Annotated in this window: 15 protein-coding genes; 5 read left to right on the top strand and 10 right to left on the bottom strand. The window is 66.6% G+C overall.

Annotation, left to right across the window (positions count from 1 at the left end; genetic code table 11):
- Positions 1 to 10 precede the first annotated feature (10 nt).
- Together Q4610_RS10640 and Q4610_RS10635 are read left to right on the top strand one after the other, a co-directional pair.
- On the top strand, positions 11 to 814 hold the full coding sequence (locus Q4610_RS10640; protein ID WP_304535924.1) for an ABC transporter ATP-binding protein: 804 nt from the start codon (positions 11 to 13) through the stop codon (positions 812 to 814).
- A 94-nt stretch (positions 815 to 908) separates the two neighbouring features.
- Entirely contained in the window at positions 909 to 2189 is a 1281-nt protein-coding gene (locus Q4610_RS10635; protein WP_304535923.1) for an alginate export family protein, read from the top strand.
- Positions 2190 to 2430: 241 nt separating this feature from the next.
- On the opposite strand, the gene Q4610_RS10630 is transcribed toward Q4610_RS10635, so the two are convergent.
- Positions 2431 to 3069, bottom strand: coding sequence for a TetR/AcrR family transcriptional regulator (locus Q4610_RS10630; RefSeq protein WP_304535922.1), 639 nt, complete (start codon positions 3067 to 3069; stop codon positions 2431 to 2433).
- A gap of 70 nt (positions 3070 to 3139) precedes the next feature.
- Here Q4610_RS10630 and Q4610_RS10625 point away from each other — a divergent pair, with 70 nt between their 5' ends.
- The 3 genes from Q4610_RS10625 to Q4610_RS10615 are packed head-to-tail and all read left to right on the top strand — an operon-like array spanning position 3140 to position 6238.
- On the top strand, positions 3140 to 4264 hold the full coding sequence (locus tag Q4610_RS10625) for an acyl-CoA dehydrogenase family protein (protein ID WP_304535921.1): 1125 nt from the start codon (positions 3140 to 3142) through the stop codon (positions 4262 to 4264).
- Between the two features lie 14 nt (positions 4265 to 4278).
- The gene (locus Q4610_RS10620) at positions 4279 to 5463 is read left to right on the top strand and encodes an acetyl-CoA C-acyltransferase (RefSeq protein WP_304536070.1); all 1185 of its coding nucleotides are present in this window, start codon (positions 4279 to 4281) and stop codon (positions 5461 to 5463) included.
- A gap of 13 nt (positions 5464 to 5476) precedes the next feature.
- A complete protein-coding gene (locus tag Q4610_RS10615) occupies positions 5477 to 6238 on the top strand; it encodes an SDR family NAD(P)-dependent oxidoreductase (protein ID WP_304535920.1) in 762 nt (253 codons plus the stop codon).
- A gap of 36 nt (positions 6239 to 6274) precedes the next feature.
- Here Q4610_RS10615 and Q4610_RS10610 read toward each other — a convergent pair whose 3' ends face one another.
- The 9 genes from Q4610_RS10610 to Q4610_RS10570 all read right to left on the bottom strand — a co-directional run bounded on the left by Q4610_RS10610 (position 6275) and on the right by Q4610_RS10570 (position 21663).
- The gene (locus tag Q4610_RS10610) at positions 6275 to 9487 is read right to left on the bottom strand and encodes an efflux RND transporter permease subunit (RefSeq protein ID WP_304535919.1); all 3213 of its coding nucleotides are present in this window, start codon (positions 9485 to 9487) and stop codon (positions 6275 to 6277) included.
- A gap of 3 nt (positions 9488 to 9490) precedes the next feature.
- Complete coding sequence (locus Q4610_RS10605; RefSeq protein WP_304535918.1) at positions 9491 to 10636, bottom strand: efflux RND transporter periplasmic adaptor subunit; 1146 nt, start codon at positions 10634 to 10636, stop codon at positions 9491 to 9493.
- Positions 10633 to 11877: a TolC family protein gene (locus Q4610_RS10600; protein ID WP_304535917.1), complete on the bottom strand. Its 1245-nt coding sequence runs from the start codon at positions 11875 to 11877 to the stop codon at positions 10633 to 10635. Before Q4610_RS10600 ends, Q4610_RS10605 begins: the two co-directional genes overlap by 4 nt.
- A 58-nt stretch (positions 11878 to 11935) precedes the next feature.
- Positions 11936 to 12265 (bottom strand): hypothetical protein, encoded by a 330-nt coding sequence (locus Q4610_RS10595; RefSeq protein WP_304535916.1) that lies wholly within the window; start codon positions 12263 to 12265, stop codon positions 11936 to 11938.
- A gap of 146 nt (positions 12266 to 12411) precedes the next feature.
- Entirely contained in the window at positions 12412 to 13251 is an 840-nt protein-coding gene (locus Q4610_RS10590) for an alpha/beta fold hydrolase (RefSeq protein WP_304535915.1), read from the bottom strand.
- Positions 13252 to 13603: 352 nt separating this feature from the next.
- Complete coding sequence (gene katG, locus Q4610_RS10585) at positions 13604 to 15805, bottom strand: catalase/peroxidase HPI (RefSeq protein WP_304535914.1); 2202 nt, start codon at positions 15803 to 15805, stop codon at positions 13604 to 13606.
- Between the two features lie 338 nt (positions 15806 to 16143).
- The gene (locus Q4610_RS10580; RefSeq protein ID WP_425262554.1) at positions 16144 to 18198 is read right to left on the bottom strand and encodes a glycoside hydrolase family 97 protein; all 2055 of its coding nucleotides are present in this window, start codon (positions 18196 to 18198) and stop codon (positions 16144 to 16146) included.
- Between the two features lie 11 nt (positions 18199 to 18209).
- Positions 18210 to 19817, bottom strand: coding sequence for an alpha-amylase family glycosyl hydrolase (locus Q4610_RS10575; protein ID WP_304535913.1), 1608 nt, complete (start codon positions 19815 to 19817; stop codon positions 18210 to 18212).
- 16 nt (positions 19818 to 19833) lie between these two features.
- Positions 19834 to 21663 (bottom strand): alpha-amylase family glycosyl hydrolase, encoded by a 1830-nt coding sequence (locus Q4610_RS10570; protein WP_425262553.1) that lies wholly within the window; start codon positions 21661 to 21663, stop codon positions 19834 to 19836.
- Positions 21664 to 21694 lie beyond the last annotated feature (31 nt).

The following is a 21694-nucleotide window of genomic DNA, read 5'->3' as shown; positions in this document are numbered from 1 at the left end:
GGACAGGCGCATGAAACATCGCAGCTATCTCGCGCTGGAGGGCGTGACCGTCGAATTCCCGACCAGGGCCGGTCCCTTCTGCGCGCTCGACCGCATCGACCTGTCGATCGAAAAGGGCCAGTTCGTGGCGCTGATCGGCCATTCGGGGTGCGGCAAGTCGACCCTGCTCAACGCCGTCGCCGGGCTGGTCAGGCCCAGCCGGGGCGTCATCTTCCTGGACGGCGACGTGGTCGATGCGCCGGGACCGGACCGGGCGGTGGTGTTCCAGGACCACAGCCTGCTGCCCTGGCTGACGGTGGAGGAAAATGTCCGCCTGGCGGTGGACAAGACCGCCGGGGGCAAGAGCAGGGCCGAACGCAGGGAGTGGGTCATGCACAATCTGGATCTCGTCCAGATGGGCCATGCCGCCGCCAAGCGGCCGGGCGAACTGTCCGGCGGCATGAAGCAGCGTGTCGGCATCGCCCGCGCCATCGCCATGAACCCGCGCGTGCTGTTGATGGACGAGCCGTTCGGCGCTCTGGACGCGCTGACTCGCGCGGCGTTGCAGGATGTGGTCATGGATTTGCAGGCGCGGCTCAACAACACCGTGCTGATGATCACCCATGATGTCGATGAAGCCGTGCTGCTGGCCGACCGGGTGGTGATGATGACCAACGGGCCGGCGGCGCGCATCGGCGAGGATCGCACGGTCGATCTGGCGCGCCCGCGCAACCGGCTGGAGGCGATCGACCAGCCCGATTATGCCGGTGCGCGCTCCGCCGTCATCCATTTCCTGCACGAGCGCTACCGCAATCCGGCGACGCTCGCCGCCTGAAAACCGGGCCGGCGCGCAAAGACCCGGCCCATCCAGTCACGATCACAGAGGATGCCCTGAAAGGCGCAAAGCCATCGGGAGCAAAGGGGGGACCATGCGTATCACTTACTGGCTGGCGTCGACCGCAGCCATCATCACGCCGGCACTGATACCGGCACAGGCACAGGCACAGGATGTCATATTCAAGCCAATCGTCGAAGCGCGGCTGCGCTACGAAGGGGTCGACCAGGCGGGGCCGGCGCCGCTGACCAGCGACCGCGACGCCCATGCCGTGACCATGCGGCTGCGCGCGGGGGGCGAAGTGTCGAAGGGCGCATTTGCCCTGCTGGTCGAAGGCGAAGGCACGCTGGCGCTGGACGAAAGCTATAATAGCGGCGTCAACGGCAAGGGGCTCTATCCGATCGTCGCCGACCCGGAAACGGTCGAACTCAATCGCATCCAGTTGCAATATCGCACCAAGCCGCTGGTCGTGACCCTGGGGCGCCAGCGCATCAACCTGGACGACCAGCGCTTTGTCGGGTCGGTCGCCTGGCGCCAGAATGAACAGACGTTCGATGCGGTCCGGGTCGAATATATGGGCATCCAGAATCTGAAGATCGACCTGACCTACGCCATTGCCGCCCACACCATCTGGGGCGTGGACGGCGGCAAGTTCGGCGCGGCCAACCGGCCGGCCCGGATCGACGGCGACGATCTGTTCGCCAACATCGCCTACAAGACCAGATATGGCACGCTGACCGGCTTTGCCTATGTCATCGACGAGGATGAAGCGGTGCCCGCGCTGCGCCGCAACAGCAGCCAGACCTATGGCCTGCGCTTCGCCGGGGCGATGCCTTTGGCCAAAAAGGTGAAGCTCAGCTATCTGGCCAGCTATGCGCGGCAAAGCGACCATGCGACCAGCCCGGTCGACTATTCGGCCGATTTCGCCACGGCGGAACTGGCGCTGGACGTGGCCGCCTTCAGGCTGACCGGCGGCTATGAACTGCTGGGGTCGGATGGCGGGGCGACCGGGGTGGCGGGCGGCTTCGCCTTCCAGACGCCCTTTGCCACCTTGCACAAGTTCAACGGCTGGGCCGACAAGTTCCTGACCACGCCGGGCACCGGCATCCAGGACTATTATGCCGCCGCCGCCTATACTTTGCCCAAGGTCGGCAAGGCGGGGCCGCTGGTCGCCTCCTTCATCTATCATCGGTTCAGCAGCGACCGGCTTTCGATCCATTATGGCGACGAATATAATGCGCAAGTGACGCTCAAGCTGAACAAGCGGCTGAGCGCGCTGGTCAAATATGCCGACTATCAGCGCAAGGGCGCGGCCAGCTTCGCAGGCGACGCCGACACGCGGAAAGTCTGGGCGCAGATCGACTACGCCTTTTAGGGCATCGTGCGGAACAGGGGGAGCCGCTTTTAGCTGCGCTGGCCGCCGGCCCCGCCAGAAACGATGCGAAAACAGAAAAACGGAGCGCGCGGCCTGTGTCCGGTTAAACGCAGCGCGCTCCAGAAATCCCGCATGACCCTCATGCCGGATGCTGGGTGACTATGCCCTTGGGATTTGACCATCCTGAGGGCATTTTTCTGCCCGGCCACCTTTTGCCCGGTCACCTTCTGCAAGGCCGCGCCTAGGCGCGCGGCGCAAGCCCCCGGATCAGCAGATCGACCAGCGCGTCGGCGATCGCTTCGGGGGACATCGGCCCGGCGGGATCGTGCCAGCGCCCCGGCCAGTTGAGCGCGCCCGCCAGCATGAAGGCCGCCATCCGCACATCGACCGGCGCGATCGATCCGTCGGCGACGCCATCGGCGATCAGCGCGCGCAGCGACTGGTCAATCCCCCGCTTGCGCGCGCGGAACAGCGCCGCGCCTTCGGGCGAAAGGGATTCGTCCCCCGTCCGCACCACGCAGCGGCAATAATCGTCCATCATCAATCGCGCATAACGGTGCAGGAAAGCGCGCAGCCGGGTCAGGCCGTCACCCGGCGCGGCGCGCACCTCTTCGGCCGCCACGCTCAGCAATTCCAGGCCACGGGTGACGCATTCGATCAGCACCTGCTCCTTGTTGCCCAGATAATGATAGATGGTCGGCTTGCTGATCCCCAGGCTGGCGGCGACATCATCCAGCGACGTTGCATGGAAACCGCGCGCATTGAACATCCGCACCGCCGCGCGCAGCACGGCTTCGCGCTTTTCCGCGCGCTCCGCACTGCGCTGTTCGCGCGTGCGGAAAGGGGACGGGACATGGTTGTCGGGCAAGGCGGCGGTCATGGGTTCATTCTTGACAAGAAACGCATTGGGATGCAAGTTACTGGTGAGTAATATTTAGACGGAGAGGTTTGTGCTGACCGATATCCAGGTGGCGATCCGCGATACCGTGCGTGCTTTCGTGCAGGACAGCATCCGCCCCAACAGCGCCCGTTACGAGGCGGAGGGCGGCTATCCGTCCGCCCTGTTCCAGGACATGGCGGGCCTTGGCCTGTGGGGCATGACCGCGCCGGAAGCCTTTGGCGGGGCGGAGGCCGATTCGGTGTCCTATGCGCTGGCGCTGATGGAACTGGCGGCGGGCGACGGCGCCCTTTCGACCATCGTGTCGATCCAGAATTCGATCCTCGTTTCCGGCCTGCTCAAGGATGGGAGCGACGCGCAGAAAGCGCGCTTCCTGCCCTACCTGATCGGCGGGCGCACCATCGGCGCCTTTGCCCTGACGGAAGCCGATGCCGGTTCCGACGCCGCCGCCATCCGCACCCGTGCGATCAGGGTCGACGGCGGCTGGCGGATCAGCGGCGCGAAACAGTTCATCACCTCCGGCAAGATCGCGGGTCTGGCGATGATCATCGCCCTGACCGATCCCGATGCGGGCAAGAAGGGGCTGTCCGCCTTCATCGTGCCCACCGACCGGCCCGGCTATGCCGTCGATAAGGTCGAACACAAGATGGGGCAGGGCGCGTCGGACACCTGCGCGCTGCGTTTCGACGACATGTTCGTGGAGGATGATCTGCTGATCGGCCAGCCGGGCCAGGGCTATGCCATCGCCCTCGCCAATCTGGAGACGGGCCGGATCGGCATCGCCGCCCAGTGCGTGGGCATGGCGCAGGCCGCGCTGGAGATCGCGGTCGCCTATGCCAAGGACCGGCGGAGCTTTGGCAAGGCGATCATCGATCATCAGGCGGTCGGCTTTCGCCTTGCCGACCTTGCCACCCGGCTGGAGGCGGCGCGGCAACTGGTCCTGCATGCTGCCCGGACGAAGGATGCCGGCGCGCCCTGCCTGGCGCAAGCGTCGATGGCCAAGCTGTTCGCGTCCGAAGCGGCCGAGGCGATCGTGTCGGGCGCGATGCAGACCCTGGGCGGCTATGGCTATCTGGAGGAATATGGCGTCGCGAAAATCTACCGCGACGTGCGCGTCTGCCAGATTTACGAAGGCACGTCGGATATCCAGCGCATGGTCATCGCGCGCAGTCTTTAGGAAGGAATATGAAGATGCAGGATGATCCTGTTGTAATCGCATCCTATGCCCGCACGCCGATGGGCGGTTTCCAGGGCATCTTCTCGCCGCTCAAGGCCACAGAACTGGGCGCGGCGGCGGTCAGGGCGGCGGTCGCGCGGGCGGGCCTGCCCGCCGATGCCGTCGACCGCATCTATATGGGCTGCGTCCTGCCTGCGGGGCTGGGCCAGGCGCCCGCGCGGCAGGCGGCGCTGGGCGCGGGGCTGGGCCTCCAGACGCAGGCCACGACCGTCAACAAGATGTGCGGATCGGGGATGCAGGCGGCGATCATGGCCTATGAGGCGCTGGCCAGCGGCGGTGCGGACGTGGTGATCGCGGGCGGCATGGAAAGCATGACCAACGCCCCCTATGCCCTGCCCAAGCATCGTTCCGGCGCGCGTATCGGCCATGACCGCATCATCGACACGATGATGATGGACGGGCTGGAGGACGCCTATGAACCTGGCAAGGCGATGGGCGTCTTTGCCGAAGAGGCGGTGCGCGACTATCAGTTCACGCGCGAGGAGCAGGACGCCTACGCCATCCGCTCGCTCGCCCGCGCCAATGCGGCGATCGCCAGTGGCGCCTTCGTCCGCGAAATCGTGCCGGTGACGGTCAGTGGCCGGGGTGGCGACATGATCGTGGACACCGATGAACAGCCGGGCAAGGCCAGGCCGGAGAAGATTGCGGGCCTGAAACCCGCCTTCGTCAAGGATGGCACGATCACCGCCGCCAACGCCTCCTCCATTTCCGATGGCGCGGCGGCGCTGGTCATGACCCGCGCCAGCGTCGCGGCGCGCCTGGGCCTCAAGAGCGTGGCGCGGGTGGTGGCGAGTGCCGGCCACGCCCATGAACCGTCCAGATTCACCACCGCGCCGGTCCCGGCGATGCGCAAGGCGCTGGCCAAGGCGGGCTGGACGGTCGAGGATGTCGACCTGTTCGAAGTCAATGAAGCCTTTGCCGTGGTCGCGATGATCGCGGCGCGCGACCTGGCCATCCCGGACGACAGGATCAACGTCAATGGCGGCGCGACCGCGCTCGGCCATCCGATCGGCGCGTCGGGCGCGCGCATCCTGGCGACGCTGATCGGCGCGCTGGAAACGCGCGGCATGAGGCGCGGGGTCGCCAGCCTCTGCATCGGCGGCGGCGAAGCGACGGCGATGGCGATCGAACTGATCTGAAAAGGAAAAACATATGCATATCGATGGGTTATCGGCCATCGTTACCGGCGGTGCTTCGGGGTTGGGGCAGGCGACCGCAACCATGCTGGCGGCGCAGGGCGCCAGGGTCGCGATCTTCGACCTGAATGAAGCGGCGGGCCAGGCGACGGCGAAAGAACTGGGCGGCCTCCATGTCCCGGTCAACGTCGCCGACGACGCCAGCGTCGCGGCCGGGCTGGACGCGGCGCAGGCGGCGCATGGCGTCGCCCGCATCCTGGTCAACTGCGCGGGCATTGCGCCCGCGGCCAAGACGGTGGGCAAGGACAATGCGCCGCATCCGGCCGACATGTTCGCAAAGACCATTGCGGTCAATCTGGTCGGCACGTTCACCATGATAGCGCAATTCGCCGCGCGCCTGGCCGCCGCCGATGCGGTGGACGGCGAACGTGGCGTCATCGTCAACACAGCGTCGGTCGCGGCCTATGACGGGCAGATCGGGCAGGCGGCCTATGCCGCGTCGAAGGGCGGCGTGGTCGGCATGACCCTGCCGGTCGCGCGCGACCTGGCGAGCCACAAGATCCGCGTCATGACGATTGCGCCGGGCATCTTCCTGACGCCGATGGTCCAATCCTTTCCCCATCATGTGCAGGATGCGCTGGGCGCGCAGGTGCCCCATCCCAGCCGTCTGGGGAAACCGGCCGAATATGCCCAACTGGTCGAAGCGATCATCCGCAACCCGATGCTGAACGGCGAGGTCATCCGTCTGGATGGCGCGATCCGCATGGCCCCGCGCTGACCGGAATGGGGCGGCGCAAGGGCCGCCCCGCCCGGATCAGTGGGCAAGCAGCGGCGGCGCCTCTTCCGCCTGCAGCACCCGCCGCTTCCCGCCATAGCGCGCATAGAGGGTCGGCAGCAGGAACAGGGTCAGCAAGGTCGCCGACACCAGCCCGCCGATCACCACCGTCGCCAGCGGCTTCTGCACCTCCGCGCCCGCGCCGCTGCCCAGCGCCATCGGCACGAAGCCGAGGCTGGCCACCAGCGCCGTCATGGCGACGGGCCGCAACCGCTGCACCGCGCCCGCCCGCGCGGCGGCGGCGCGATCGAGGCCGCTCTGCATCAGTTGCTGGATCGACGACAGCATCACCAGTCCGTTCAGCACCGCGATGCCCGACAAGGCGATGAAGCCGACCGCAGCGGAAATGGAAAAATCCATCCCCCGCAGGAACAGCGCCAGCACTCCGCCGACCAGCGCCAGCGGCACGCCGGTAAAGACGATCGCCGCGTCCCGCACCGATTGCAGCGCGCCGTACAGCAGCAACAGGATCAGCAGGAAACAGGCGGGCACGACATATTGCAGCGTCGCCCGCGCGGAGGCGAGATTTTCGAACTGCCCGCCCCATGTGAGGTACACGCCGGCGGGCAGGCGCACATCGGCGGCGATGGCGGCCTGCGCATCGGCGACCACGCCGGCAATGTCGCGCCCGCGCACATTGGCCTGCACGACGACGCGGCGCTTGCCATTTTCGCGGCTGATCTGGTTGGGACCATCCACGATCCGCAGCTCCGCCACGCTGGCGAGCGGGACGAAGCCGCCGCCCGCGACCGGCACCTGTATCTGGTGCAATTGCGCGAAGTCGGCGCGCTGCGCTTCGGACAGGCGGATAACCACCGGGAAACGCCGGTCGCCTTCGAAGATCATGCCCGCCGTCCGCCCGCCGATCGTCGCCGATACCACATCCTGCACATCCTGCGCGGTGACGCCCAGCCGCGCCATCGCGTCGCGATTGACGCGAATGTCCAGCATCGGCAGGCCGCTGGTCTGCTCGACCTTCACGTCCACCGCCCCCGGCGTGCGGCGCAGCACCCCGGCGATCCGTTCCGCCGTGGCGTTCATGGCGGTGAAGTCGTCGCCGAAAATCTTGACCGCCACGTCGCCGCGCACGCCCGCGATCAGTTCGTTGAAGCGCATCTGGATCGGCTGGGTGATTTCATAGGCGTTGCCGGGAATGGCATTGAGTGCATGCTCCAGCCGTTCGACCAGCCCGGCCTTGCCGATCGACGGGTCGGGCCACTGGTCGCGCGGTTTCAGGATCACGAACATGTCGGTCGCATTGGGCGGCATCGGGTCGGATGCGAGGTCCGCCGTGCCGGTCTTGGAAAAGACGAACCGCACTTCGGGCTGGCGCGCCACCATCTTTTCGATCGGCGCCTGCATCGCCTGGCTCTGCTGCACCGATGTTGCCGGAATGCGCAGCGCCTGGATCAGCAGGTCGCCTTCGTCCAGTTGCGGCAGGAACACCTGCCCCAGCGACAGGAAGGCGAGCACCGCCACGGCAAAGCCGCCGATGCCAAAGCCGATGGTCAGCCTGGGTCGCGCCATGGCCCGGTCCAGCCCCGGCTCGTAGCGGGCCTTGAGCCAGGTCATGATCCGCCCGTCCTTCTCCTCGATCCGGTTGGACAGCCAGAGCGCGATTGCGGCGGGCACGGCGGTCAGCGACAGCACGAACGCAAAGGCCAGCGCGATGATGACCGTCATCGCCATCGGCACGAAGGTCTTGCCCTCCACGCCCGTCAGCATCAGCAGCGGCACATAGACCAGGATGATGATCGCCTGCCCATAGACGGACGGCCGGATCATCTCCCGCGCGGCGGCGGCGACCGTGTCCAGCCGCTCCGCCCGCGTGAGCGTCCGCCCGACCTGATGCTGCCGCTCCGCCATGCGCCGCAGCGCATTTTCCACGATGATGACCGCGCCATCGACGATCAGCCCGAAATCGAGCGCGCCCAGGCTCATGAGGTTGGCGGACACGCCCGCCTGCGCCATGCCGAATCCGGTCAGCAACATGGTGACGGGAATGACCAGAGCCGCGATCAGCGCGGCGCGGACATTGCCCAGCAGCGCGAACAGCACGACGATGACCAGCAGCGCGCCTTCGCCCAGATTCTTCGCCACCGTCGCGATCGTCGCGTTGACCAGGGCGGTGCGGTCCAGCACCGGCTGCACGATAACGTCAGGCGGCAGCGATGCGTTGATGGACGCAAGACGATCGGCCACTGCGGTTGCCACCGTGCGGCTGTTCTGGCCGATTCGCATGATCGCGGTGCCAACCACGACCTCCGTGCCATTTTCCGACGCCGATCCCATCCGCACCGCCTGGCCCAGCTTCACGCTCGCCACCTGGGCCAGTATGATCGGCACGCCTTCGCGCGTCGCGACGACGATGCGCGCCAGTTCGTCGGCATTGCGGATCAGCGCGTCGGACCGCACCGCCAGCCCTTCGCCATTGCGATCGACAAAGCCGCCGCCCACGCTGCTGTTGTTGCGCTCCAGCGCGGTGGCAAGGTCGGTCAGGCTGATGCCCAACGCGGCCATCCGCTGCACATCGGGCACGACCTGATATTGTTTGGCGAAGCCGCCGATCGAATCGATCCCGGCGACCCCCGGCACGGTCTTGAGCAGGGGGGCTACGATCCAGTCCTGCGCGGTGCGCAGATAGGTCGCCTTGTCGGTTTCGCTGGTCAGCCGTTCGCCTTCGGGCGTGATGTAGCTGCCGTCGGGCTGCATCCCCGGTTCGCCGGGCAGATGCCGGTCATCCTTGCGATGTTCCAGCCGGACGGTCCACATATAGACTTCGCCCAGGCCCGTCGCGATCGGCCCCATTTCGGGACTGACGCCATCGGGCAGGCTTTGCGCGACCCCACTCAGCCGTTCGCCCACCTGCTGGCGCGCGAAATAAATGTCGGTGCTTTCATCGAAAACCGCCGTGATCTGGGCGAAGCCGTTGCGGTTGAGCGAGCGCGTATGGTCCAGCCCCTCAATCCCCGCCAGCGCGGTTTCGATCGGGAAGGCGACCTGTTTTTCGACCAGTTCGGGCGACAGGGCCGGGGCGCGGACGTTGATCTGCACCTGGTTGTTGGTGATGTCCGGCACCGCGTCGATCGGCAGCCGGTACAGGGCGACGCCGCCGATCAGGGCGGCGATCAGGGTGAGGGTCAGGACCAGCCAGCGCCGGTCGACCGCCCAGTTCACGATAGGGGCGATCATGGCTCAATGGTCCTCATGGGTGGCTTCGCCCTTGCCCAGTTCGGCCTTGAGCGTGAAGCTGTTGGTGGTGGCGATCGTCTCGTCGCCCTTCAGGCCCGATCGCAGGACGATGCCGCCATCGGCATTGTCGCCCAGCGTCACCGGAGTCGCGCGGAAGCCGGTGGCGGTGCGGACGAACACGACGGGCTTGCCCTCCACCGTCTGGACGGCGGTGGCGGGGACGCGCACCGCCTTGTCGTCGCTGCCGTTCAGTTGCACCGATGCGGTGACGGGTTCGCCGACGCGCCACTGGCCGTCGCGATTGTCGAGCGTGGCGATCGCCGGCACCAGCCGGGTCTGCGCGTCCAGCGCGGGCGACACGAAGCGGATCTGCGCCACCCGCGCGCGCCCGGCCGCACGCACGGTCACGCTGTTGCCCGGCTTCACCCGGCCGGCGTCGGCGGGTTGCAGGTTGATCGACAGCGACACGGTGGACAGGTTGGCGATGCGATAGAGTTCCGCGTCGGCCGCCACCATCTGCCCCAGCACGACGCTGCGCCCGATCACCTGCCCCGACAGCGGCGCGATGACGCCCAGCCGGTTGAGGCCGCCGCCACCGCCGCCCGCCGCCGCGATCTGGCCCTGCGCCTGCTGATAGGCGATCCGTGCCTCGGTCGCGGCGGTGCGCGCGGCGACCAGATCCTGTTCCGGCGACACTTTCTGCGCGAACAGCCGCTGTTCGCGGGCCAGGTTGCTGTTGGCCAGCGCCAGCCGGGCGCGGGACGCCTCCACCTCGCCCTTCAGCAGCGCCGCCTCGCGGCTTTCGATCACCGCCAGCGTCTGGCCGCGGTCCACGCGCTCGCCCAGATTGCGGGTCAGCGCCACGATTCGCCCGCCGATCGCGGCGGATACGATCTGCATCCCCTGCGGGTCGCCCTCGATCGTCGCGGGCAGTTCGATCGTGCCTGATCCGCCCAGCGTGGGGCGGCCGATCTGGATGCCGGCGGCGGCGATCTGGTCGGCCGACAGGGTCACGATATCCTCTTGCGCATGGTCCGCTTCGCCCTCTTCATGGGCTTCGGTGGGCGCCGCCTCCTTGCCCGCGTCGCCGCAGGCGGACAGGAGCAGGGCCAGCGGCAGCGTCGCCGCGATCATCGTCAGTCTCGTCATTGGAATTTCCCCTGTTCGGGCGCGGGCGCGGTCAGGCGCTCCAGTCTGGCCCTGGCGTTATGATAGGCAGCGAGTGCGTCGATCGCGGCAATGCGGGTGTCGGCCAGCGTGCGTTCGGCATCCAGCAGGTCGATCTGGCCGAACTTGCCCTCGCGATAGCCGATCCGCGCGATGCGGGCGGCTTCCTGCGCGGCGGCCAGCGCCGGGCCGCTGGCCATGCGCGCGGTCGCCGCGGCATTGTCCGCCTGCGCCTGCGCGTCGGTGATCGCCTGTTCGACATCCAGCGCGGTCATGCGCCGCTGCGCCTCCGCCCGGCGGCGTTCGGCGCGCGCCTGCGTCACGGCGGCGCGACCGGCGTTGAACAGCGGGATCGGCACCGACAGGCTGAACACGGCGGCGGTATCATTGCTCGCTTCCAGCCGCCGGATGCCCGGCCCGACATTCAGGTCCGGCACACGCTGCGACCGGGCCAGCGTCACGCCGGCGTCGGCGATGCCAAGATCGGCGTCCGCCGCCGCCAGCGCCAAAGTCCCGGCCCCGGTCACAGCCGCCGGCCCATGGCGATCGGGCGGCAGGCGGTCGAGCGCGGCATCGTCCAGCATCGCGTCAGCGGGCAGGCCCACCCGCCGCGCTAGGTTGGCGCGCGCCGCCATCGCCAGTCGCTGCGCCTGCGCGATGCCGTTCGCGGCGGTCAGCGCAGCGACTTCGGCGCGCTGTTCCTCAATCGGCGATGCGCGCCCCGCCTGCACCCGGATTTGGGCCGCGCGCCGTGCCGCCTGCGCGATCCGGTCCTGGTCGCGCGCGGTCGCCAGCCGCCGCTCCGCCGCGACCGCCTCGACATAAAGCTGGGTGACTTGCAGCCGGATATCGGCCTCGGCCACCGCGGCGGCGACCTGCGCCCGCCCGCTCTGGGCATCGGCCAGCCCGATCCGGGCGGCGCGCTTGCCGCCCAGCTCGATCGGGATGGCCAGCCCGACCGTGGTTTCGGCCTGGTCGAAGCCGCCATAGGGACCGGTGCCGGCGATATTCTCTATCTGCGTCTGCAATTGGGGATTGGGACGCAGGCCCGCGACGGCGCGCGCCGCCTGCGCCGCGTCGATCTCCGCCTGCGCGGCGTCACGGGCGGGCGCGCTGCCGCCGGCGGCCGCGACCGCCTGTTCCAGCGTGACGATGGTGGTTTGCGCCTGCGCCACGACGACGCAGGACGTGGCGGCGCATAGGGCCGCAATGATCCTGAACATGAAGGCAATCCTGATCGAAGGACATCAGACGGCCATCGGGCCGCCGGTGACGTGTCGGTCAGGCGATGGGCGGGCGCAGCGCGGGTCCGGGCGACCAGCGCCCCAGCGCATTGGCCTGCGCAAAGGTCAGCCGCGCGCCCGATGTGGCGCGCAGAGGCGGTTGGGCAGGCCTGGCCGGCAGCAGCGACACCCCGCCCTGGCATCCGCCATGATGATGCGGCGCGGCGCGATCCGCGTCGCCCTGCGTCTGGTCGGCGTCGCCATCGCTATGCACATAGCCCGAACATTCCAGGCCGATCGCGCCCGCCAGTTCCTGCGCATGGACGGCCGACGCATTGGTCAGCGCCATCATCAGCAGGGCGATCAGCAGGGCGGCGTGGCGGAACATGGACCGGCACCATAGTGAAGCCGCACCCTTCTGTCACGCCCCTGACAGCTTTAAGGCAGCGGCCGGGGGCCATGCCGCTGTCGGTACTCCGCCAGACGGGACGGGCGACGCTTGATCCGTCACCCGTCCCGCGCGGACAGCGCCGGTCAGGCCTGGATGAAGGCCAATATGTCGGCGTTCAGCACATCGGCATTCACGGTCAGCATCCCGTGCGAATAGCCTTCATAGATTTTCAGCGTGGCGTCGGGCAGCAGGTCCGCCTGCAAAATGGCGGCATTCCCGTACGGCACCACCTGATCATCATCGCCGTGCAACACCAGCGTCGGCACGCTGATCGCCTTGAGGTCATCGGTCTGGTCGGTTTCGGAAAAAGCCTTGATCCCTTCATAATGGGCCAGCGCGCTGCCCATCATGCCCTGCCGCACCCAGTTGTCGACGATCGCCGGCTTCACGTCCGCGCCCGCGCGATTGAAGCCGTAGAAGGGACCGCTCGCGACATCATGGAAGAAGCTGGCGCGATTGGCGGCAAGCCCGGCGCGCAGCCCGTCGAACACGTCCATCGGCAGGCCGCCGGGATAGCGTTCCGTTTTCAGCATGATCGGCGGCACCGCGCTGACCAGCACCGCCTTGGCGACACGACCCTGGGGCAGGCCATGGCGGGCGACATAGGCGGCCACTTCGCCGCCGCCGGTGGAATGGCCGACATGGATCGCGTCGCGCAGGTCCAGATGATCGGCCACCGCCGCCGCATCGGCGGCATAATGGGCCATGTCATGGCCGGAATCGACCTGTGCCGACCGCCCGTGGCCGCGCCGGTCATGGGCGATGACACGATAGCCTTTTGCCAGGAAAAACAGCATCTGCGCATCCCAGTCGTCCGACGACAAGGGCCAGCCATGATGGAACATGATCGGCTGGGCGTCCTTGCTGCCCCAATCCTTGTAAAAAATGTCAACGCCGTCGGGGGTGGTGATGAACTGGGTCATGGTCTGCTCCTGTCGTTGGATGATGCCGTCTGCGTCCGGCCCTGAAACAGGCTTTAGGCCAGGAGGTTTTCTATAAAAATCTGTATAAAATCGTCTGGCATGTTCGATTTTTTAGAAATGATGGAAAGGGCAGGACACAGCCCGCGACGATCATGCCAATCGCCGCTAATGTGGTGGATTTGAAATTCGCCACATTTCTCGGCAAGGTTGGGAGCGCATTTCAAATCCTTAAACCACAATAGAATCAGATATTTGCTAGTGACCCTTATGAATCTGAAGTTTGTTCAACGTCTGCCAAATAAGGTGACGAACTTCAGATTCGGGTCACTAGCTGTTCATGTCGCTGTCACTTTCACGCGCGGTCGAAGCGATCGGCGTTCATCACCTTGGTCCAGGCCGCCACGAAATCGCGGACGAACTTGTCCCCCGCATCGGACGCCGCATAGACTTCGGACAGGGCGCGCAATTGCGAATTGGAACCGAAGGCGAGGTCGGTGCGGGTCGCCGTCCATTTCGGTTCGCCGCTGGCGCGATCGGACCCGACGAAGGTTTCATCCGCCGCGTCATCCATCTGTTTCCAGGCCGTGTTCATGTCGAGCAGGTTGACGAAGAAGTCGTTGGTCAACTGCCCCACGCGATTGGTGAACACACCATGCGGCGATCCGCCATGGTTGGCGCCCAGCACACGCAGCCCGCCGACCAGCACCGTCATTTCCGGCGCCGACAGGCCCAGCAACTGCGCCCGGTCGACCAGCAACTCCTCCGTCGGCACGGTGTAGCGCGTCTGGAGATAGTTGCGGAACCCGTCCGCCCTGGGTTCCAGCACGGCAAAACCGTCCACATCGGTCTGCGCCTGCGAAGCGTCGGTGCGGCCCGGCATGAAGGGGACGGTCACATGATGGCCCGCCGCCCTTGCCGCCTGTTCGATGCCGACACCGCCGCCCAGCACGATCAGGTCGGCGACCGACGCGCCGCTGTCGGCCGCGATGCCTTCATAGACCGCCAGCACCCGCGCCAGGGCCGCCGGTTCGTTGACATCCCAGTCCTTCTGCGGGGCAAGGCGCAGCCGCCCGCCATTGGCGCCGCCGCGATGGTCGGAACCGCGATAGGTGACGGCGGCGGCCCAGGCGGTCTTGACCAGATCCTGCACCGACAGGCCCGACGCGGCGATCCTCTGCTTCAGGGCCGCAACATCCGCCTCGCCCAGGGCCGGTCCGGCCGGGGCGGGAATTGGGTCCTGCCAGATCAGGTCCTCGGCCGGGACTTCGGGGCCGAGGTAACGGACCTTCGGCCCCATGTCGCGGTGGCACAGCTTGAACCAGGCGCGGGCGAAGGCGTCGGCGAAATAGGCGGGATCGGCGCGGAACCGCTCCATGACGGCGCGATAGGCGGGATCGACCTTCATCGCCATGTCGGCGGTGGTCATCATCGTGGGCACCTTGACGCCGGGCGTATGCGCCTTGGGCGCCAGCGTTTCGGGCGGGTTGCCGACCGGCTGCCATTGCTTCGCGCCCGCCGGGCTGCGCACCAGTTCATATTCATGGTCCAGCAGCATGTCGAAATAGCTCATGTCCCAGGTGATCGGCGTGGGGGTCCACGACCCCTCGATCCCGCTGGTGATGGTGTGGTCGCCCATGCCGCTTTCATGGCCGCTCTGCCAGCCCAGCCCCTGCTGCGCGATGTCCGCGCCTTCGGGTTCCGCGCCGACCAGCGCTGCGTCACCCGCGCCATGCGCCTTGCCGAAGGTGTGGCCGCCTGCGGTCAGCGCTGCCGTTTCTTCATCATTCATGCCCATCCGCTCGAACGTCTCGCGAATGTCGCGGGCCGACTGGAGCGCATCGGGATTGCCGCCCGGTCCTTCGGGATTGACGTAGATGAGGCCCATCTGGATCGCCGCCAGCGGGCTTTCCAGCGCCATGTCCCTGTCGGGCTGGATGCGGGTTTCATTGGCTTCGTCGCCGACCCAATTTTCCTCCGTGCCCCAGTAAATGTCCTTTTCCGGCTCGAACACGTCCACGCGCCCCCCGCCAAAGCCGAACACCGGGCCGCCCATCGATTCGATCGCGACATTGCCGGCCAGGATCATGAGGTCGGCCCAGCTCAGCTTCTGGCCATATTTCTGCTTGATCGGCCACAGCAGCCGGCGTGCCTTGTCCAGATTGCCATTGTCCGGCCAGCTATTGAGCGGGGCGAAGCGCTGCGAGCCGGACGACGCGCCGCCGCGCCCGTCGCCGGTGCGATAGGTGCCCGCGCTGTGCCACGCCATGCGGATGAAGAAGGGACCATAATGGCCATAGTCCGCCGGCCACCAGGGCTGGCTGTCGGTCATCAGCGCGGTCAGGTCCGCCTTGACCGCTGCATAGTCCAGCGACTTGAACGCCGTCGCATAATCGAAATCCTTGTCCATCGGATTGCCCGACAGGCCGTTTTGCTGAAGGATGTCGAGCGACAACTGATTGGGCCACCAGTCGCGGTTGGTGCGGCCGAGCAGGGTGCGCCGGGCCGCAGGCTCCTTCATCGGGCAGCGCAACGGGTCGGTGGTCTTGGCGTCCATGTCACTTCTCCTCTCACATCGGATATGCGGTTGTTCTATTGATCGTCATCATCAGAGAGAAACCGGGAATATCGCTCTGACTGATCGATAGAATTGGCCAATCGCATGGGGCGGATGGCGCATGATGCATCGCGCGCCATCCATTCGCCTGTGTAATGCGGCACAGGCAGGAACGTTCCTGCTGCGTAAGGAACATCCGGTCGTGGCAGGCGCTGGTGTCGAGGGTGCGGGATCAAGGGGGCGGGCGCGGACGCTCCTGGTTATGGGACGCAAGGCCGCCGGACCGGCGTGCAGTCCGGCCCGGCGACGGGGGAGACCGGCCTCAAAGGCCGGATTCGCTATTGGTCGGCGACCAGACGCATCGCCGCGCCGCCGCCCGGCGCCAGCCACAGGTCATAATGGTCGCCCTTGCGGAATGTCCGCGTTTCATAGGCGATCCTGTGGCGCGCATCGGTCAGATAGGTCGCGCCTTCGCCATCCTTGTAAAGGCTTGCGGTATAGCTTTTGCCCGGCTCCAGATAATCGAAGTTCAGCGTCACCGTCCGCGCCGTCGCATCATTGACGCCGCCGACATACCAGTTTTCGCTGTTGCGGTCCTTGCGCGCGAAGATGGCATAGTCGCCCACGTCGCCCGCGATCAGGTGGCTCTCGCTCCAGTCCGCCGGGACTTTGGCGATGAAGTCCAGTTCCTTCGGATATTTGGCGAGATTTTCGATGAAGTCCGCCGCCATCTGGATCGGCGAATAGATGGCGAGGTAAAGCCCCAACTGTTTTGCCAGCGTCGACGCCAGCGGCACATGCTCCGCCCCCTCCAGGCTCAGCACGCCCGGCGTGAAGTCCATCGGCCCGGACAGCATCCGCGTATAGACCAGGGTAGGCTCATGATCCGGCCCGTTCGCAAACCGCCCCCAGGCATTATATTCCATCCCCCGCGCGCCCTCCCGCGCGACCCAGTTGGGGTAGGTGCGGCGCAGGCCGGTATCCTTGATCGGTTCATGGGCATTGACCGCGACATGATATCTAGCGGCTGTTTCCACCACGCGCAGATGATGCCGCGCCATGCGCTGGCCGTCATGATATTCCATCCGCGTCTCGCCCGGCCTGTCGCCCGGCGCGATGATCCCGCCCATGTCGGCGACATAGCCGGTCTTGACGACATCGACGCCCAGCCCGCCATAGAGCTGCATCGCATCGTCCAGTTGCGCCTCATAATTGGCGATATTGCCGCCGGTTTCATGATGGCCGATCAGGTGAACGCCCTTCTTCCTGGCATAGGCGGCAAGCCCCGGCAGGTCGAAATCGGGCGTGGCCTGCGTAAAGCTGAAGGCGTCGCCATGGCCGAACCATTCGCCGTTCCAGCCCTTGTCCCACCCTTCGACCAGCACGCCGCGAAAGCCGTGTTTGGCGGCGAAGTCGATATATTGCCTGGTACGCGCCGTGGTCGCGCCATGCTTTGGCCCTTCGGCCCAGCTCCAGTCGCCCCGGATCATGCCCCACCAGATGCCGATATATTTGGCGGGCTTGAACCAGCTAACGTCGCCCAGCCTGTTGGGTTCGTTCAAGTTGAGTTCCAGGTCGTTCTCGACCAGTCCCGCCGCCTTGTCGGCGATGCGGATGGTGCGCCAGGGGGTGTTGAACGGCAGATCGCGGATCACCCGCGCGCCCTGCGACGAAGGGGAGAGGGTGGTGCGGAAGGTCTGGCCCGACGCGCGCTTCAGCCAATAGGCCGCATAATCGACCAGCGCGGCTTCGTGGAAGGACAGGTGCGTGCCATCGTCCAGCCGCATGGTGATGGGCGTATGCGCGGTCGATACCGCGTCGATCGGCGTCTGCTGATACACCTGTTCATATCGGTTCCATTCGCCGCCCGGTATCCACCAGGCGGTGCCCCTGGGCGCGATGTCGAACTCGGTGCTCTCGTCCGCGATCTTCATCGTTTTGAGAGCGGGCTGCTGCGGCAGTTCGTAGCGGAAGCCGATGCCGTCATCGAACAGGCGGAAATGCACGTTCATCAACCGCGCGCCCTGCACGTCCGACTGGCGGAAACGGACCGTCACCGCATTATAATGATCGGTGACGAAGCGGCGTTCGCCCCAGGGCTGTTCCCAGCGGTCATTGCCCTGGCCCTTGTCCGCCCCGGCGATGGCAAAGCCGCGCGCCATGTTCAGCCCGTCGGTCAGGATGAAGCCCAGCTTCGACGGCGCGATCAGCAGCTTGCCCTTGCGCGACAGCGACCAGGTGGGGCGGCTGTCATTGTCGGTGGTGACGGTCAGGACGATCGACCCGTCCGGCGACGTGGCCGTGACGGAGGGCCTGGCCGCCTGCGCGAAAGCCGGCGTCATCAGGGCGAACGGCAGGGCCAGCGCGCAGGCGCGCAGCGACAGGTGCAGCATTTGGCGTCTCCTTATTCTTCGATCATCAGCCCGCCAAAGGGCGGCAGGATGCCGGGCGCGGCGCCATTGACGGCGGACAGCACCGTGTTGGTCGGCGCGACATCATCGGGCCATGCCGCCGGTTCGCCCGACAGGTTGAACAGGCAGAGCAGCGACTGGCCGTTCGCCCTGCGCCGGAACAGCAACCGCTGGTCGTCGGCGATCACCATGTCCATGCTGCCATGGCGCAGGGCCGGATTCGCCTTGCGCAGGGCCAGCATGGCGCGGGTGTGGTTGAGCAGCGAGTTGGCGTCCGCCTCCTGGGCGTCCACCGCGCGGCAGAGATTTTCGTCGCCCACCGGCAGCCAGGATTGGGCATCGCTAAAACCGGCCTGTGCCGCATCGGCCGACCAGGGCAGCGGCGTGCGCGCGCCGTCGCGCGACAGGGTCAGCGGCCAGTTGGCGATGGCTTCGGGGTCTTGCAGGCGCTCGAAGGGAATATCGACCTGGGTGATGCCCAGTTCCTCCCCCTGATAGAGGATGGCGTTGCCGCGCAGCGCGACCAGCAGCATCGCCTTCAGCCGCCCGAAGGCCGGGCGATCTTCCGGCGCGCACCAGCGCGACAGCGCGCGCGGCGCATCATGATTTTCGAACGCCCAGCTTGGCCAGCCCATGCCCGGTTCGTCGGGCCAGCGGTCGACCGTTTCGGCCACCAGCGCCGGGGTCAGTCTGTCGGCATAGAGGAAGTTGAAGCCATAGGCGCTGTTGAGATGGCTTTCACCCGCCGTATAGGCCTTCATCTCCGCTTCGGACAGGTCGCCACCGACCTCCGCTACGGTGAAGATCGCGCCATAGGTGTCGCACAGGCTGCGGATGCGCTTGATGAAATCGACCACGCCGGGGTGGGACTGGCTGTAGCGCTTGATCTGGAAATCGAAGGGCCGGGTGCGGGGCTTGCCCGTATCCGGCGCGGGCGGATTGTCGCGTAATTGCGGATCGTGCATCGAATGGTTGAGCGCATCGAGCCGGAACCCGTCCACCCCCCGGTCCAGCCAGAATCGCATCGCGGCCAGCAGCGCGTCCTGCACCGCCAGCTTGTGCAGGTTGAGCTGCGGCTGGCTGCTCAGGAACTGATGCATATAATATTGGCCGCGCCGGGCGTCCCAAGTCCAGGCCGGGCCGCCGAATACCGACTGCCAGTTGTTGGGCGGGGTGCCGTCCGCCCTGGGATCGGCCCAGACGAACCAGTCCGCCTTGTCCCCGGTGCGACTGGCGCGACTGTGCGCGAACCAGTCATGCAGGTCCGACGTATGGGCATAGACCTGGTCGATCGTGACTTTCAGGCCCAGTTCGTGCGCGCGCGCGACCAGCGCATCGAAATCGGCCAGCGTGCCGAAAATCGGATCGACATCGCAATAATCCGCAATGTCATAGCCGAAATCGCGCATCGGCGATGTGAAGAAGGGCGAAATCCAGATCGCATCCACGCCCAGCCGGGCGACATGCTCCAGCCGCTGCGTGATGCCGCGCAGGTCGCCAATGCCGTCGCCATTGCTGTCCTGAAAGCTGCGCGGATAAATCTGGTAAATCACCGCGCCCTTCCACCAGGGCTGATCGGTCGTTGTCGTCACAGGCGTCATGGGGGCGTTCCGGCGTTCAGGGGTGGGCGGCGCAGACGGCATAGCCGAAGGCAGGGAGGGACAGGGCGATGCTGCCCGGCGCTTGGGGCGTGGCCGGGCAGGGGCCGGCCAGCGCCGTAAAGCCGCCACTGGCCGGATCGACCGCGATCTTGCCCGACAGCGGCGCGGACGATGTGTTGAAGGCGACCAGCACCTCGCGCCCCGTATCGGGGTCGATGCGGGAGACGGCGAACAGGCCGGGCTTGTCCGAACTGGCGCGCAGCACAGTCGCGCCGCGCGACAGGGCCGGGGTGTCGCGCCGGATTTTCGCCAATGCCGCGATCGCGCGATAGAGCGGATGGTCGGTGCGGAAATTGTCCGTCGCGGTCGTCGCCGCCGTGCCGACCAGCCTGTCCGCATTATATTCGGCGACCTTGGAAGCGAACATGTCCTGCCGCGCCTGCTGGTCATTGCCGGTGCCGGCGAACCCTTGTTCGTCGCCATAATAGAGGGTCGGCACGCCGCGCAGCGTCAGCAGCATCGCATGGCCCAGCTCAGCCCGCGCCAGTGCCTCGTCCCCGCCCATGCCGGGCCGGGCCTGCCGCAGGAAGAAGGCGAAGCGGCCCGCGTCATGATTGCCCAGGAAGGTCGGCAGTTGCAGCGCCGCCGCCTTGCCCCCTTCATACAGCGCGTCATCATCGCCCAGCCGCGCCAGCATGTCGGTGCCGGTCTTGCCGCTGGCCGCATCGACGGCGGCGCGCATGAAGGCGAAGTCCAGCACGGCGGGGAAGGCGGCGTTGCGGGTCCAGCTTGCCAGCAATGCCGGATCATAGTCGCCGGTCGCGACTTCGCCGAACACGTGGAAATTGGGAATGCCCTTGCGCGCCGCATGGGCGCGGATGGCGGGGATGAAGGCGCGCCAGAACGCCGCATCCACATGACGCGCGGTGTCGATGCGATAGCCGTCGATACCGAAACGGTCGATCCAGCCCTTGTAGATGGCGATGAAGCCGTCGACCACGCGCGGGTTTTCGGTGGCCAGGTCGTCCAGCCCGACGAAATCGCCATATTGCGCACTTTCGCCCTTCCAGTCGGTGTCGCCGCGATTGTGATAATAGATGGGGTCGTTGAGCCAGGCGGGAATTTTGACCTTTTCCTCGCCCTTGGGCACGAACGGCGTATAGGCAAAGGCCGGATCGGTCAGCTTCGCCCAGTTGCCGGCGCTGGCGTCCTGATCGCCGGCGAACCCTGCATTGATCGGCGCGCCCGTCACCCCGCCCTTGCGCGACCAGGGATAGTCGCCCTTGCTACGATAGGGCGGGGCGCTGGCCGGGCTTTCCCGATATTGGATCACATCGGCCGTATGGTTGGCGATGATGTCCATATAGACTTTCATGCCGCGCGCATGGGCGGCATCGACCAGCGCCTTGAAATCCTTGTCCGTGCCGAAATGGGGGTCGACGGTGGTGAAGTCCGTCACCCAATAGCCGTGATAGCCCGCGCTTTCCTGACCCCTGGCGCCCTGCACCGGCTTGTTCCTGAAGATCGGCGCCAGCCAGATCGCGGTCGCGCCCAGGCCCTGGATATAGTCCAGCCTAGCCGTCAGCCCCTTCAGGTCGCCGCCATGATAGAAAGCGCGCGAGGTCGGGTCATAGCCGGTCTGGAGCGGACCGCCTTTCAGGCCGCCCCGGTCGTTCGCCGGATCGCCATTGGCGAAACGGTCGGGCAGCACGAAATAGACGATCTCCTGCCCCGGGGTGCGGGCGCGCAGATCGTCCAGCGTATCAGCGGTCGCCAGTGGAGCGCCCATCATGGCCGCGGCCATCCCGGCGGCCGTCACCAACAATTGCGTGGCCGTTCGTCCCATCACGGGCACCCCTTTGCTAGAACCCGAAGGC

Source organism: Sphingobium cyanobacteriorum (assembly GCF_030580935.1).
GTDB classification, from domain to species: Bacteria; Pseudomonadota; Alphaproteobacteria; order Sphingomonadales; family Sphingomonadaceae; genus Sphingobium; species Sphingobium cyanobacteriorum.
Note: the sequence above shows the minus strand (reverse complement) of the source record. Positions and strands in the feature narration are given on the sequence as shown.